At 74.0% G+C, this 13,610-nt stretch carries 15 protein-coding genes and 1 tRNA gene; 3 read left to right on the top strand and 13 right to left on the bottom strand.

Annotation, left to right across the window (positions count from 1 at the left end):
* Positions 1 to 19: 19 nt before the first annotated feature.
* Positions 20 to 376 (bottom strand): DUF1232 domain-containing protein, encoded by a 357-nt coding sequence (locus O7612_RS05685; RefSeq protein WP_282271090.1) that lies wholly within the window; start codon positions 374 to 376, stop codon positions 20 to 22.
* Between the two features lie 182 nt (positions 377 to 558).
* Between O7612_RS05685 and O7612_RS05680 the strand changes: the two genes are divergently transcribed.
* The 3 genes from O7612_RS05680 (at position 559) to O7612_RS05670 (ending at position 3,872) form a co-directional block, all read left to right on the top strand.
* Positions 559 to 1,608, top strand: a complete 1,050-nt coding sequence (locus O7612_RS05680; RefSeq protein WP_282271089.1) for an SGNH/GDSL hydrolase family protein — start codon at positions 559 to 561, stop codon at positions 1,606 to 1,608.
* Between the two features lie 76 nt (positions 1,609 to 1,684).
* Positions 1,685 to 2,488: an SGNH/GDSL hydrolase family protein gene (locus O7612_RS05675; protein WP_282271087.1), complete on the top strand. Its 804-nt coding sequence runs from the start codon at positions 1,685 to 1,687 to the stop codon at positions 2,486 to 2,488.
* 121 nt (positions 2,489 to 2,609) lie between these two features.
* Positions 2,610 to 3,872 (top strand): acetyl-CoA C-acetyltransferase, encoded by a 1,263-nt coding sequence (locus O7612_RS05670; protein ID WP_282271086.1) that lies wholly within the window; start codon positions 2,610 to 2,612, stop codon positions 3,870 to 3,872.
* Positions 3,873 to 3,875: 3 nt separating this feature from the next.
* Here the strand turns inward: O7612_RS05670 and O7612_RS05665 are convergent, their stop codons facing one another.
* The 12 genes from O7612_RS05665 to O7612_RS05610 all read right to left on the bottom strand — a co-directional run bounded on the left by O7612_RS05665 (position 3,876) and on the right by O7612_RS05610 (position 13,518).
* A complete protein-coding gene (locus tag O7612_RS05665) occupies positions 3,876 to 4,196 on the bottom strand; it encodes a hypothetical protein (RefSeq protein WP_282271085.1) in 321 nt (106 codons plus the stop codon).
* A gap of 103 nt (positions 4,197 to 4,299) precedes the next feature.
* Positions 4,300 to 5,121 (bottom strand): Bax inhibitor-1/YccA family protein, encoded by an 822-nt coding sequence (locus tag O7612_RS05660; protein WP_282271084.1) that lies wholly within the window; start codon positions 5,119 to 5,121, stop codon positions 4,300 to 4,302.
* A 108-nt stretch (positions 5,122 to 5,229) separates the two neighbouring features.
* A tRNA-Leu gene (locus tag O7612_RS05655) sits at positions 5,230 to 5,313 on the bottom strand.
* A gap of 136 nt (positions 5,314 to 5,449) precedes the next feature.
* Positions 5,450 to 6,787 carry an NAD(P)/FAD-dependent oxidoreductase gene (locus tag O7612_RS05650; RefSeq protein WP_282271083.1) on the bottom strand — a complete coding sequence of 446 codons (1,338 nt, stop codon included), beginning with the start codon at positions 6,785 to 6,787 and terminating at the stop codon, positions 5,450 to 5,452.
* 92 nt (positions 6,788 to 6,879) lie between these two features.
* Positions 6,880 to 7,440 carry a hypothetical protein gene (locus tag O7612_RS05645; RefSeq protein ID WP_282273815.1) on the bottom strand — a complete coding sequence of 187 codons (561 nt, stop codon included), beginning with the start codon at positions 7,438 to 7,440 and terminating at the stop codon, positions 6,880 to 6,882.
* Positions 7,441 to 7,445: 5 nt separating this feature from the next.
* Entirely contained in the window at positions 7,446 to 8,810 is a 1,365-nt protein-coding gene (locus O7612_RS05640; RefSeq protein WP_282271081.1) for a DUF58 domain-containing protein, read from the bottom strand.
* 5 nt (positions 8,811 to 8,815) lie between these two features.
* Entirely contained in the window at positions 8,816 to 9,823 is a 1,008-nt protein-coding gene (locus O7612_RS05635; protein ID WP_282271079.1) for a MoxR family ATPase, read from the bottom strand.
* Positions 9,823 to 10,410, bottom strand: a complete 588-nt coding sequence (locus tag O7612_RS05630) for a hypothetical protein (protein WP_282271077.1) — start codon at positions 10,408 to 10,410, stop codon at positions 9,823 to 9,825. The genes O7612_RS05635 and O7612_RS05630 overlap by 1 nt, the downstream gene beginning before the upstream one ends.
* Before the next feature lie 34 nt (positions 10,411 to 10,444).
* Entirely contained in the window at positions 10,445 to 11,182 is a 738-nt protein-coding gene (locus tag O7612_RS05625) for a DUF4129 domain-containing protein (protein ID WP_282273814.1), read from the bottom strand.
* 19 nt (positions 11,183 to 11,201) lie between these two features.
* On the bottom strand, positions 11,202 to 11,975 hold the full coding sequence (locus O7612_RS05620; protein ID WP_282273813.1) for a uracil-DNA glycosylase: 774 nt from the start codon (positions 11,973 to 11,975) through the stop codon (positions 11,202 to 11,204).
* A gap of 19 nt (positions 11,976 to 11,994) precedes the next feature.
* Positions 11,995 to 12,681: a dienelactone hydrolase family protein gene (locus O7612_RS05615; protein WP_282271075.1), complete on the bottom strand. Its 687-nt coding sequence runs from the start codon at positions 12,679 to 12,681 to the stop codon at positions 11,995 to 11,997.
* A 327-nt stretch (positions 12,682 to 13,008) separates the two neighbouring features.
* Positions 13,009 to 13,518, bottom strand: a complete 510-nt coding sequence (locus tag O7612_RS05610) for a hypothetical protein (protein ID WP_282271073.1) — start codon at positions 13,516 to 13,518, stop codon at positions 13,009 to 13,011.
* Positions 13,519 to 13,610 lie beyond the last annotated feature (92 nt).

The following is a 13,610-nucleotide window of genomic DNA, read 5'->3' as shown; positions in this document are numbered from 1 at the left end:
TCGGTCAGGGTACGGGTTGTCAGAGGGTCACGTGACCGGGGATGACCACGCCCTGACGCGCCTCCCACTCCAGGAAGCGCTCGGTCTCCGACAGCACGCTGCCGGCCAGCCAGGTGACCATCACGGCGTCGTCGACCAGGCCGAGGACGGTCAGGAACAGCTCCGGCACCACGTCGACCGGCGACACCACGTAGACCGCCGCCGCCGTCATCAGGGCCAGCCGGAGCCCTCCGTCGTAGTCGCCCCGGGTGGTGGCCCGGATCATCCGGGGCAGCGCCGCCAGCCGGGTGCCCAGCGACGGGCCGCCCCGTGCCCCGGCCGCCAGTGACCGGGCCAGTGCGGTGAAGGCCGCGGTCCGCTTCAATGTCCTACCCATCTCATCCAGCCCCTCTCCACCGACCAGCGTGACTGCCCGGCGCAACCCGGCGTCACCTGCGGCGGGACGGCCGTCCGCCGGTGCCCGCCACCGGATCAGGTACCCAGAACCGGCGTCGCTCAGCCCTGAACCACCCGTCCTGACGGGGGCGGGGTGCCGTTGCGGCGCGATAATGTCGCTGTATGGGGGTGGCTGGTTCCGTCGTGACGGTGGATCCGCGCTGGCACCGCGCCTGGCAGGTGGTCCGGCTGGCCGCGATCGGCACGGGTGCCGCGGTGGCTGCCGTCGCCGCGACCGGCGGGGTGCTGCTCGGTCAGGCCCGGCAGGCCCGGCGCACCATCCCGATGGCGGAGGCCCCGCCGCCGCGCTGCGACGGTGTCTACGGCGTCAAGCTCCCCGGACCGCCGCTGACCATGGTGATCCTCGGCGACTCCTCCGCCGCCAGCTACGGCGTGCTGCGGCGGCGGGAGACCCTGGGTTCGCTGCTGGCCACCGGGCTGTCCCGGCGGCTGCACCGGGCGGTGCGGGTGCACCGCTTCGCCGTGGTCGGCGCCCTCTCCTCCGGGCTGCGACCGCAGGTCGAGGCGGCCATGGACTGCACGCCGGACGTCGCGGTGATCCTGGTCGGCGGTAACGACGTCACCAACCGCACGCCGTACTCCGTGGCGGTCCGCCACCTGGTCGACGCGGTCCGGGCGCTGCGCTCCGCCGGCTGCGAGGTGGTCGTCGGCACCTGCCCCGACCTGGGGGCGATCCAGCCGATCCAGCCCCCGCTGCGCTGGCTCGCCCGGCGGTGGAGCCGGCAGCTCGCCACCGCCCAGACGGTGGCGGTGGTCGAGGCGGGCGGCTGGACGGTCTCCCTCGGCGACCTGCTCGGTCCCCGGTTCGCCGCCGAGCCCACCCGGATGTTCGCCTGGGACCGGTTCCATCCCTCCGCCGAGGGGTACGCGATGGCCGCCGCCGCGCTCCTGCCGACCGTGCTGTCGGCCCTCGGGGGCGGGGAGCGTCAGCCGGTGCTGGCCATGGGCGAGGGCGTGCGGTCGCTGCCCCGGGCCGCCCACGAGGCGGCCCGGCACGCCGGCACGGAGGTCAGCGGCGCCCAGGTCCGGGGCCGGGACCACGGCCCGGCCGGGCGCTGGGCGCAGCTACGGCGGCGGGCCTTCTTCGGTGTCGCACCGACGCCACAGTCCGGCGTCACCGCCGACTCACCCCAACTGGAGGGACTGGCATGAGCGAGCACAGCGAGCGGACCACCGCAGGTCACACCGGGCCGGTCACCGCCGGGGCCACCCTCCGGGCGGTGACACGGTGACCGGCCGGTCCCTCGGCGGCGAGTTGGCCGTACGGCTCGGCAAGGCCGCGGCGGTCTCCCTGATCGCCGGGACGATCGGCGGGGCGGCGGTGCTCGCCGGTCAGGCGGTGGCGGCCCGTAACCGCGACTACGCCCAGCCCGAGCTGGGCCTGGCGCTGCGGGCGACCGTCGGCCGGGCCGGTGCCCCGCCGCTGCGGTTGGTGCTGCTCGGCGACTCCTCGGCGCTCGGCGTCGGGGTGGCCCGGTTCGACGACACGGTCGGCGGTCAGCTCGCCCATCTGCTCGCCGAGGGACCGACCGGTCGCCGGGTGCACCTGTCCAGCGTGGGGGTCTCCGGATCCCGCTCCACCGACCTGGCGACCCAGGTGGCACGGGCGCTGCTCGGCGACCGGCCGGACGTCGCGGTGGTGTTGATCGGGGCGAATGACGCCACGGCCATGCGCAGCCCGGTCGAGGCCGGGGCGCATCTCGCCTCGACCGTGCGCCGGCTGCGGGAGGCCGGGGTCGAGGTCGTCGTCGGGACCTGCCCGGACCTGGGCGCGGTGCGGGCGGTGTCCCCGCCGCTGCGGCAGGTGATCGGCTGGTCGGGCCGGCGGGTGGCCCGCGCCCAGACCACCGCCGTGCTCGACGCCGGGGGCACGGTCGTCGACCTCGGCACGGAGACCGGGCCGGTGTTCCGGGCCGACGCGGGGACGCTGTGCCACGACGGTTTCCACCCGTCCGCCGACGGATACCGGGTGTGGGCGCACGCCCTGTTGCCGGCGGTGGTGGCGGCCGCCAACGTCGCGTCCCGGCACTGACCGGGCCTGACTCCGGTCACCGTCCCGGTGGGGTCTACCGCGCCGGGACAATTCCCGGGGTGACATTTCCCGCCGGTGGAGCTGCTTCCGCGTCAGATTACCGTCACGTTAACGTTGGTTCATGCCGACTGAGTCGTCCCGCGACGCCGTCATCGTCGCCACCGCCCGGTCCCCCATCGGCCGCGCCTTCAAGGGTTCGCTGCGCGACGTCCGCCCGGACGACCTCGCCGCCACCATCGTCCAGGCCGCGCTGGACAAGGTCCCCGGCCTCGACCCCACCACCATCGACGACCTCTACGTCGGCTGCGGGCTGCCCGGCGGCGAGCAGGGCTTCAACCTGGCCCGGGTGGTCGCCACCCTGATGGGTCTGGACGGCCTGCCCGGGGCCACGGTGACCCGCTACTGCGCGTCGTCGTTGCAGACCACCCGGATGGCGATGCACGCGATCCGGGCCGGTGAGGGCGACGTCTTCGTCTCCGCGGGGGTCGAGATGGTCTCCCGGTACGCCCGGGGCAACTCCGACACCCTGCCCCCCGAGGCCAAGGCGCTGGTCGGCGGCGGCTGGGAGAACCCACGCTTCGCCGCGGCCCGGCAGCGGTCGGTGGCCCGCGCCCAGGGCGGCGCCGAGGTGTGGACCGACCCCCGCGACGCCGGCCAACTGCCCGACGTCTACCTCGCCATGGGGCAGACGGCCGAGAACCTGGCCCAGGTGCACGACATCACCCGGGAGGACATGGACGCGTTCGGCGTCCGCAGCCAGAACCTCGCCGAGAAGGCCATCGCCGATGGCTTCTGGGCCCGCGAGATCACCCCGGTGACCACCCCGGACGGCAGCGTGGTCGACACCGACGACGGCCCGCGCGCCGGGGTCACCCCGGAGGCGGTGGCCGGACTGAAGCCGGTCTTCCGCCCGGACGGCCGGATCACCGCCGGCAACTGCTGCCCGCTCAACGACGGCGCCGCCGCCGTCGTGGTGATGAGCGCCCAGCGGGCCGCCGACCTGGGGCTCACCCCGCTGGCCCGGATCGTCTCCACGGGCGTCACCGCCCTGTCGCCGGAGATCATGGGCCTCGGCCCGGTCGAGGCGTCCCGGCAGGCGCTGCGCCGGGCCGGGATGACCGTCGACGACGTGGACCTGGTCGAGATCAACGAGGCGTTCGCCGCCCAGGTGATCCCGTCCTACCGGCAGCTCGGCATCCCGGAGGAGAAGGTCAACGTGATGGGCGGGGCGATCGCCGTCGGCCACCCGTTCGGGATGACCGGCGCCCGGATCACCGGTACCCTGCTCAACGCCCTCCAGTGGCACGACCGGACCATCGGCCTGGAGACCATGTGCGTCGGCGGCGGTCAGGGCATGGCGATGGTGCTCGAACGGCTGAGCTGAGCCCTACAGCGCGTCGCGGGTCGCCGTCACCGTGGCGGCGGCCCCGGCCAGCACCTCCTCCGGCGGGCCGGCGGCGACCAGGTCCGCCGCGACCACCCGGAGCTGGTCGGGCAGGGCCATCGGCTGCGCCAACCGGGGTACCTCCCGACGCGGCCCGCCCTCCGCGTCGGCGGCCAGGTCGGCGACGTCCTGCACCAGCCTGTGCACCAGATCGGCCCGGGTGACGTCGCCGCCCCCGGCGACCGCCGCCCAGCGCGGCTGCTCCCAGTGCCCCACCTGACGGACCAGCAGCGCCACCGCCCGGTCCAACTCCACTGCGCTCATCGTCGGCGAGTCTACGCAACGCCGACGGACACCGGACCGGTCGCGCCGACGACGACGCCCGCCACCGCAGGGATCGCGGTGGCGGGCGTCGGGTGCGGAACCGTCAGTCGTCGCCCTGGAAATAGCTGATCAGGCGCAGCATCTCCAGGTAGAGCCAGACCAGGCTGACCACGATGCCGAACGCGGCCGTCCAGGAGTAGCGGGCCGGCAGCCCCATCCGGACGCCGTCCTCGACCTCCTTGAAGCTGAGCACGAAGCTCAGCGAGGCGACCACGATGCAGACCAGGCTGAACCCGATGGCCAGCGGGCTGCCGTCGCGCAGGCCGGTGTTGACACCGAACAGGGCCAGCACGAAGTTGATCAGCATGACGGCGAAGAGGCCCGCCATCACGGCGATCATGCCCTTGACGAACTTCGGGGTGGCCCGGATGACGCGCGCCTTGTAGAGCATGGTCATCACGAAGAAGACGCCGAAGGTGGCGACCACGGCCTGGAGCACGATGCCCTCGTAGGCCGTCTCGTAGAACTTGCTGACCAGGCCGACGAACGCGCCCTCGACGACGGCGTACGCGACGACCAGCGCCGGGTTGGCCACCCGGGAGAACGAGATGATCAGGCCGAGCACCAGGCCGACCATCGCCGCCCCGATCCAGGCGACACCGAGCAACGAATCCGGCACCATGATCCAGGCCGCCGCGGCGGCGACGCCGAGGATGGCCAGGAGGGTGACGGTCTTGACGACGACGTCGTCAAGGGTCATCGTGCCGGACACCTTCGGGGCGACCGGGGAGCCCGGTTGACCCGGGTACTGCTGGGGAATGCCGGGCTGTCCGTAACCGTACGGCCCGGGTTGGGCGTACCCGGCGGACCGCTCCCGCTCGGCCGCCTGGCCGAGCCGGGCGAGCACCGGGTTCGAGGTCTTCACTGTCTCAGGCCTCCCTCAGGGGGTCAGTCGCACGCAAACGTGCACTCCCAGGGTAAACGGCCGGTACCCCGGCACGCCCGCCGGGACGCTGTGGGAAAGCTGAGAGTGTGGTGCCCGGGGCGGGTCTCGAACCCGCACGCCTTGCGGCAGCCGCTTTTAAGGCGGCCGTGTCTGCCGTTCCACCACCCGGGCGGGGCCACGCCGACGCGCGACGGTGCAGTGTCACGGTAACGGTTCCGCGCCGGCCCGGCGTACCCCCGGGGGCACCGCGACGACGCCCGCACGCCCCTGCCCGCGACCGGGAGGGGCGTGGGGGCGTACCCGACGGTCAGGCGGCCCGGCTGGTCACCGGGATCGGCTGCGACGCCTCCGCGAACTCCTCACGCGGGTCGTGCAGCTGCCCGAGGGCGACCACCTCACGCTTGAGGAAGAAGGCCAACGACCAGTCGACCACGACCCGGACCTTGCGGTTGAACGACGGGATCCGGCTCATGTGGTACGTCCGGTGCATGAACCAGGCCGGCCAGCCCTTCATCTTGATGCCGTACACCTGGGCCACGCCCTTGTGCAGGCCGAGGCTGGCCACGCTGCCGGCGTGCTTGTGCTTGTAGTCGACCGGCTCCCGGCCCCGCACCACCAGCGCGATGTTGTCGGCCATCCGGGCGGCCTGGCGCACCGCGTGCTGGGCGCTGGGCGAGCAGTAGTTGCCCGGCTCCTTGGTCAGGTCCGGCACCGCGGCGCAGTCACCGGCGCTCCACGCGCCCTCGACCGCCCGGTCACCGTCGACGACCTGGAGGGTGGGCAGGCAGGTGATCCGCCGCCGCTCGTCGCGCGGGAAGTCCGTCCGGTCCAGCATCGGCGACGGCTTGACCCCGGCCGTCCAGACGATGGTGTCGGAGCGGAAGCTGTCGCCGTCGGAGAGCTTCACCACCCCGTCGACGCAGGACTCCAGCCGGGTGTCCAGCCGGATGTCCATGTTCCGCTTGAGCAGCTGCTGCACCGTGTAGGCGCCCATGTCCCGGTCGACCTCGGGCAGCACCCGCTGGGTCGCCTCGACCAGCACCCAGCGCATGTCGCCCGGCTCCAGCTCCGGGTAGTAGCGCAGCGCGTCCCGGGCCATGTCCTCCATCTCGGCCAGCGCCTCGATGCCGGCGTAGCCGCCGCCGACGAAGGTGAAGGTCAGCGCGGAGCGGCGGACGTCGGGGTCCGGCGTGGCGGCGGCCACGTCGAGCCGGTCCAGCACGTGGTTGCGCAGGTAGATGGCCTCACCGATGGTCTTGAAACCGATCCCGTGCTCGTGCAGGCCCGGGATCGGCAGGGTGCGGGACACCGAGCCGGGGGCGACCACCACGTGGTCGTACGGGATCTCCCGGGTCGGGCCGACGATCGGCTGCACCACCGCGGTCTTGCGGCTGTGGTCGATCCGGGTCACCGCGCCGGCGACGATCTTGCACTTGCGCAACTCCCGTCGCAGCGGCACCACGGAGTGCCGGGGCGAGATGTTGCCGGCCGCCGCCTCCGGGAGGAACGGCTGGTACGTCATGTGCGGCTGCGGGTCGACCACGACGACCTCGGCCTCACGGGAGCTCAGCTTCTTGGACAGGCGCAGAGCGGCGTACAGGCCCACGTGCCCGGCACCCACGACAAGGATCCGCTTCGGATTCACGTCATCCATCTTTCCCCGGGCGGCGGCGGAAATACCGTTCGAGACCCCCTTCTGTGACGGAGCACAACACCTGTGAGCTGCGTGACGTCCCGCTACCGACGGCGCAGCAACCAGCCCAGCAGCCCGCTCGTACCCACCGCCACCAGCAACCCGACCACCGTGACGGCCTGGAAACCGTCGTCCGGGCCGAGCTGACCCGACCCGGCCAGCAGCACCCCGACCACCGCGGAGGCCAGCACCACCGCGCCGGCCCGGCCGAGCCAGCGCAGCACGACGTTCGGGTCGATCGACCCGTCGTACGGCAGCACGGCCACCAGGGCGCAGAGGGTGTGCCCGAGGTAGAGCAGGGCCGTCACCGCCAACAACCGCCACAGCGCGATCGGCCGGTCGTAGCCGGCCGAGGCGAACACCCAGCCGGCCACCGTGACCAGCGCGGCGAAGGTCGGCCACACCCGACGCGGCGCTACCGCCGGCAGCACCGCCACCACCGTCAGCGCCAGCACCGACCGGGCGTTGAACAACTCCACCGGGTACGCCAGGAGCAGGCCGGCGAGCCCGACCAGGAAGACGGCACCGCGGACCAGCAACGGCAGCAACGCCACCCGGCGGGCCACCGTGCGCGCCGCCCGGACCCGCTCCCGCGCCGCCGCCACCGGGTTCACCGGCCACCGACCCGGGGGGCGGTCGCCAACCGGGCGACGTCCCGCAGCACCTGGTCCAGGCTGCCGGCCCCGGCCCACCCCACCACCGGCACGCCGTGCTCCCGGAGCTGGGCGATCATCGTGTCCCGGTCCAGCCGCCACAACCGGTACGCCACCGGCGCCCAACCCCGGTCCCCGGGCGGGGCCAGGTCGGTCGGCAGGGTGTCCACCGCCACCACGAAGCGACCACCCCGGGCCAACCGGGCCAACATCTGCGCGGACCGCTCGTCGAGCAGCGGGGTGAGCACCACCACCAGCGCGTCGGCGGAGAGCACCTGCGGGCCGAAGACCTGGTCGTACGAATCGTGCGGGGACGACTCGGCGTGCACGTCGAGCAGCCACTCCAGGACGGTCAGGTACTGCCGGCGGCCGGTGGCCGGACGCAGCCGGCGGGCCGCCGGACCGTACTCCAGCAGGGCCACCCGGTCGCCCCGGTGCAGGTAGTGCTCGGCGATCGCGGCGGCCGCCCGGACCGTGGTGTCCAGCACCGACGCCGCGCCGTCCACCCCGCCGGAGCGGCCCGCCTCGGCCAGCACGTCGAGCAGGACGACCACCTCGGCGTCCCGGTCGGACAGGGTCGACGCCACGTGCAGCTGCCGGGTGCGCAGCGACACCCGCCAGTCGATCCGGCGCAGCCGGTCCCCCGGCCCGAAGACCCGCACCCCGGCCAGCTCACCGCCCTCCCCCGGCCGCCGCGAACGGTGCGCGCCGACCAGCCCGGCGGCCCGGGGCATCGCCTCCACCGCCTCGAACGGCTCGGTCTTCGGGTACACCCGCATCCGTAGCGGGTCGGTGAGCACCGCCCGGGACACCAGCAGCCCGTCGGCGGCGGCGGCCCGGGCGCCCGCCGGACCGATCGGATGCCGGCCCCAGCGCAGCGCGGTGCCGGACAGCTCCAGGTCGACGGCGGTGCCGGTGGCCAGCGTGGTGACGAAGGGCCGGTCCGCGCCGCCGGACCGGCTGACGTCCAGCCCGAGGCCGCCGAAGCCGGCCCGCCGCACCCGCAACCACGGCGAGATCCGGGTCCGGACCACCACCACGTCGTACGACACCACGTCCGGGTTGCCCACCGCCACCGCGCCGGCCAGCTCGCCCCCCTCGACCAGTTGGCCGTCCGCAGCGGTGATCTCCAGCTCCGGGGCGGCGACCGGCCGGCGGCGCAACGCGTACGCGGTGCCGAGCGCGAACGGGGTCGCCAGCACCACGAGGTCGACCCGGCCGAGCAGCACGGCGGCGATCAGCAGCAGCCCGGTGAGCAGCACCGCCCGGCCGAGCGCCCAGGTGGGCGACCAGCCCACCGTCGCCTCCTGACGGTCAGGCACGACGATCAGCGCCCGGCCCGGCCGGCCGCGTAGCTGGGCAGCGCGCCACTGGCCGGGGCCGGGGTCTGCTCCAACACCTCGCCGACCACGAACGACGGGTCCACCCGGCGCAGCCACATCTCCGGGCGTAGGGTGACCCGGTGGGCCAGCGCGGGGGCGGCCACCTCCTTGACGTCCTCCGGCACCACGTAGTCGCGGCCGGCGAAGACGGCCCGGACCCGGGCCAGCAGCAGCAGCGCCAGTGATCCGCGGGGAGACGCCCCGACCAGCACCGACGGGTGCTCCCGGGTGGCCGCGGTGAGGTCCACGATGTACTTGCCGACGGAGTCCTCCACCACCACGTCCTCCAACGCGGCCTGCATGGCCAGCAGGGTGGCGGCGTCGACCACCGGCTCGATCTGCGCCTCCTCGCGGCGACGGTCCATCCGTCGGCGCAGCACCTCCCACTCCTCGTCACGCTGCGGGTAGCCGAACGACACCCGCAGCAGGAACCGGTCGAGCTGCGCCTCGGGCAGCGGGTACGTCCCCTCGTACTCGATCGGGTTGGCGGTGGCCAGCACGTGGAACGGCGCGTCCAGCCGGTAGGTGACGCCCTCGACGGAGACCTGCTTCTCCTGCATCGCCTCCAGCAGCGCCGACTGGGTCTTCGGCGGCGTCCGGTTGATCTCGTCGGCCAGCAGCAGGTTGGTGAAGAGCGGGCCGGCCCGGAAGGAGAAGTCGCCGCTGCGCTGGTCGTAGAGGAACGAACCGGTGACGTCGGCGGGGAGCAGGTCGGGGGTGAACTGGAGCCGGCGGAAGTCCAGCCCGAGAGCCTGGGCGAAGGACCGCGCGGTCAGCGTCTTGCCCAACCCCGGCAGGTCCTCCAGCAGCACGTGCCCGCCGGCCAGGATGCCGGCGAGCACCAGTTCCAGGGCCTCCCGCTTGCCGACCACGACCGTGCCGACCGCGTCCAGCACCGCCCGGGCCAGGTGGCCGACCTCCGTGGCGGGAATGCTGCGGTCCACGTCGTTCATCAGATCTTCTCCAGTTCGGCGACGATCACCGCGAGGTCGCGCGGCGACGGGGTACGGCGGGACGGGGCGTCGAGGAAACTCCACAGCGGCTCCCCGAGCAGGGCGCGGGCCCGGGCCGGATCGGCTTCCCGGGTCAGGCCGTGGCGTTGGCGCAACCGCTCGTCGGCCAGTTCGCCGAGCCGGGGCAGGATCCGGTTGGCGAAGCGGTCCGGGTCGCCCGCGGCCCAGTCCAGCGGACGCTCCCAGCCGTTGATGGCGGCCCGCAGCGCGTCCCGGGCGGCCCAGTTGTAGGCCCCCGGTTCCTCACCGGAGGGGGTCCGGGCGCCGCTGCGCGGCGGGGGCGGCGGGGCCAGCGCGGCGGTCACCCGACGGACGGCGAGCACCGCCAGCACCCCGGCCACCACGATCCCGAGGGACAGTTGCAGGCCGACCGCCCGCAGGCCGACCAGGATCACGGCGGTCACCCCGGCGGCCGTCAGCAGCAGCCGGAACAGCCAGCGGACGCGTCCGCCCCGGGCGGCCCCGGGACGGGCCGGGGCGTCCTCCTCGAAGCGGAACAGGTCGTCCAGACCCGTCGACTCGCTCACCCCGGCACCCCACCGGTCGCGGCGTGCCGGGAGATCACGCCGGCACCTGCGCGTCGGCCAGCGCGGTGAGCTCACCGCGCAGCCGCCGGAGCGCCCCCCGGGCCTGGTCGCGCATCCGGGCGTCGACGGTGCGGGTGGCGTAGCGGGCCTCGCGGTAGACGTGTGCGAAGCCGTCCAGCACGTCGGTGCTGGCGATGGCGGGCACGCCGGCCGCCGGGTCGCCGCGCAGCAACCGGGCCACCAGGTCCGTCGGGGTGTCCCCGGTGTGCCTCGGCACGCCGGCCTCGGTGGCGGCCTCCTCCAGCCGCACCCAGCAGGCGATGACGGCGGTACGCGGATCGGCGTCGGCGTCGTCCAGCTCCTCCAGCCCGGCATCGAGGGCGGCCATCACCTCCCGCGCGGTGCCCTCGGCGGTACGCCGGGCCCGCGCGGCGGGCACCGCCCGGGTGGTCCGGCGCAACGCACCGCGCAACAACGTCCAGGCCAGATACCCGAGGGCGGTCAGGACGGCCAGTCCGAGCAGGGCGATCGCCACCGTGGCGATCCACTGCGGGACGCTCGCCCGGGTCTGCTCGGCGTCGACACGCGGCTCGATCGGGATCGACGCGGCCGGCTCGGCCGTCGGGTACTCCGGCACGTACGGCAGGTCGTCGGCGACCGGCGGAATCCGGCTCGCGCCGATCGACGAGTGCCCGGCGGCGAGTGCGGTGGCGAGCAGCAGCAGCGCCACCATGGCGACGGGCCACCATCTGCGCAGTACGCCGAGGTCCATCGCCACCACCCCACGCTGCTCAGTCCACCCCCGCGAGCTGTCTGGCCCGGGTGAACACGTCGTCCAGCATCTGTGTGGTCAACCGCCCGGTGAAGGTGTTCTGCTGGCTGACGTGGTAACAGCCGAGCAGATCGGGAGCGGCCGACCCGGACCAGTGTGCCCCATGCCCGAAGACCGGTCGCGGGCTGGGCGGCCGGACGCCGTACACCTGGCGCAGCACCGGCCACCACGCGGCCCAGGCGAAGGCGCCCAGCGCGACCACCACCCGCAGGGTCGGCCGGATCAACTCCACCTCCCGGTGCAGCCAGGGGGCACAGGTGTCCCGCTCGGCCGGGGTCGGCTTGTTGTCCGGTGGCGCGCAGCGTACGGCGGCGAAGATCCGGACGCCGGTGAGCGCGAGACCGTCGTCGGCGGCCACACTGGTCGGCTGGTTGGCCAACCCGGCGCGGTGCAGGGCGGCGAAGAGCACGTCGCCGGAACGGTCCCCGGTGAAGACCCGGCCGGTCCGGTTGCCGCCGTGGGCGGCCGGGGCGAGCCCGAGGATGCCGATCCGGGGCTCGGACACCGGGCCGGGCGGGGTGGCCGGCGGTCCCGCGCCGCCGCGCCCGGTGCGGTTGTCCGGGGCGCCGAAACCGGGCACCGGGCGGCCCCAGTAGTCCTGGTCACGGAACGCGGCCCGTTTCGTCCGGGCCACCTCCTCGCGCCAGTCGACCAGGCGGGGACAGGCGAAACAGTCGCTGACCGCGGCGTCGAGACCGGCCAGGTCGGCCACCCGGCCGGCCCGGTCGACCACCTGCCCGGGGGTACGCGACTCAACCAAGTTTGGCCCGGAAGAGTTCCAGGGTGCGGGCCCAGGCGGTGGCGGCGGCCCGCTGGTCGAAGTTCTCCGGCCGGTCCTCGTTGAAGAACGCGTGCGCGGTGCCCGGGTAGTCGTACGTCTGGAAGGTGCCGCCGGCGTTCTCGACCGCCCGGCGGACGGTCTGCACCCCGTCGGCGGCGGCCAGGCCGTCCGCCTCGGAGCAGTGCACGACCGCCGCCTTGCCCGCGTAGTCGGCCCACTCGGTGGGCATCCCGTCCCACGGCAGCCGGGGGTAGAAGGCGGCGGTGGCCACGATCCGCTCGGCCCGGGTCGCCGCCCAGAGGGCCAGGCTGGCACCGGCGCAGAACCCGGCACACCCCACCTTGCCGGTCACCTCGGCCCGGCCGGCCAGGTACTCCGCCGCCACGGCGATGTCGGCCGCCGCCTCGTCCATCTGGGTGCTGTTGAGCATCTGCCGGGGCTCGCTGGGCTTGCTGGCCGGCTGGCCGTGCCGGAAGTCGGGGGCCAGCGCCACGAAACCGGCCTCGGCGAACCGGTCCACCACCGACCGGATGTGCGGTACGAGGCCCCACCAGTCCTGGATCACGATGACCGCCGGGCTGGCCACGCCGCTGGACGGTATCGCGAGATACCCCTCGCCGGCACCTGCGTCGCGGCGGTAGCTCACCATCTCACCCATCGGCCCGTCCTCCTGTCGGTCAGTCATCGTTGGCTGGTCGCAGGGCGTTCCTACGTGTCGGTAGCCTGCCACGGCGGTACGCGTGTCGGGAAGATGCCGGAACAGTGGTATACACCTCGTATTAACCCGTCGGTGGCCCGGGACACACCGACGGCGGCGCGGGATTCCGCGCCGCCGTCGACGGTGCACCGTGCCGACCGCATCGGCCCTGGTGGCGGGCCTGGCGACCCGCCGTGTTCCGGCCGGGTGGGCCTCGGTGGCGGGCCTGGCGACCCGCCGGGGTCGGCCTGGGTGCCGGGCCTGGCGACCCGCCACGATCCGGCCGGCTCAGGCCTTCTTGGTCAGGCAGAGCAGGTAGCCCTTGCCGCCCGGGGCGATGTTGTAGAAGAGGTAGGCGTCGTCACCCTCCTTGATGTACTGCTCGCACGCCTTGCCCGCCTTGGCCTGCGCCTCGGTCTGGTCCTCCACCCGGCCGACCACGTTGTACACGGCCTCGGTCGAGGTGCACCCGACCACCTTGGCGTCGTCGACCGACTGCTCCTCGGTGCCGGTCACCTCGGGCAGTTCGGCGATGCAGTCGCCGGCCTTCGCCTCGGCCGTCTCGTCGGGGTTGAGGAAGTTGCCGATGGCGCTGGCCGCGCCGAACTTCAGGACGGCGATCACCAGGAAGGCGACGATCGCGCCGATGATGCCGAGCGCCTTCTTCGCGCCGCCACCCTTCGACCCCTTCGACCCCTCCGGCTCCTCCGGTGCGGCAGCGGGGGCCGGGGTGACCGGCTCGGGCTGGCCGGCCGGCTCTGCCTGCGGCGCGGGGGACGATGCGACCTGCTCTGACACGGGATGTCCTTCCGAGGGGTGAATGAGCAGACGACAACGTAGCCACGAAGATCAGCGTGCGCTGCCCCGTTCCCCTCGTCCGTTCAGCTATT

It is taken from the genome of Micromonospora sp. WMMD987, assembly GCF_029581435.1.
Lineage (GTDB): Bacteria > Actinomycetota > Actinomycetes > Mycobacteriales > Micromonosporaceae > Micromonospora > Micromonospora rifamycinica.
Note: the sequence above shows the minus strand (reverse complement) of the source record. Positions and strands in the feature narration are given on the sequence as shown.

Coding starts and splice junctions, on each gene's coding strand:
- O7612_RS05685 (WP_282271090.1), bottom strand. CDS start 376: ATGGGTAGGACATTGAAGCGGACCGCGGCCTTCACCGCACTGGCCCGG.
- O7612_RS05680 (WP_282271089.1), top strand. CDS start 559: ATGGGGGTGGCTGGTTCCGTCGTGACGGTGGATCCGCGCTGGCACCGC.
- O7612_RS05670 (WP_282271086.1), top strand. CDS start 2,610: ATGCCGACTGAGTCGTCCCGCGACGCCGTCATCGTCGCCACCGCCCGG.
- O7612_RS05665 (WP_282271085.1), bottom strand. CDS start 4,196: ATGAGCGCAGTGGAGTTGGACCGGGCGGTGGCGCTGCTGGTCCGTCAG.
- O7612_RS05635 (WP_282271079.1), bottom strand. CDS start 9,823: ATGAACGACGTGGACCGCAGCATTCCCGCCACGGAGGTCGGCCACCTG.
- O7612_RS05625 (WP_282273814.1), bottom strand. CDS start 11,182: ATGGACCTCGGCGTACTGCGCAGATGGTGGCCCGTCGCCATGGTGGCG.
- O7612_RS05615 (WP_282271075.1), bottom strand. CDS start 12,681: ATGGGTGAGATGGTGAGCTACCGCCGCGACGCAGGTGCCGGCGAGGGG.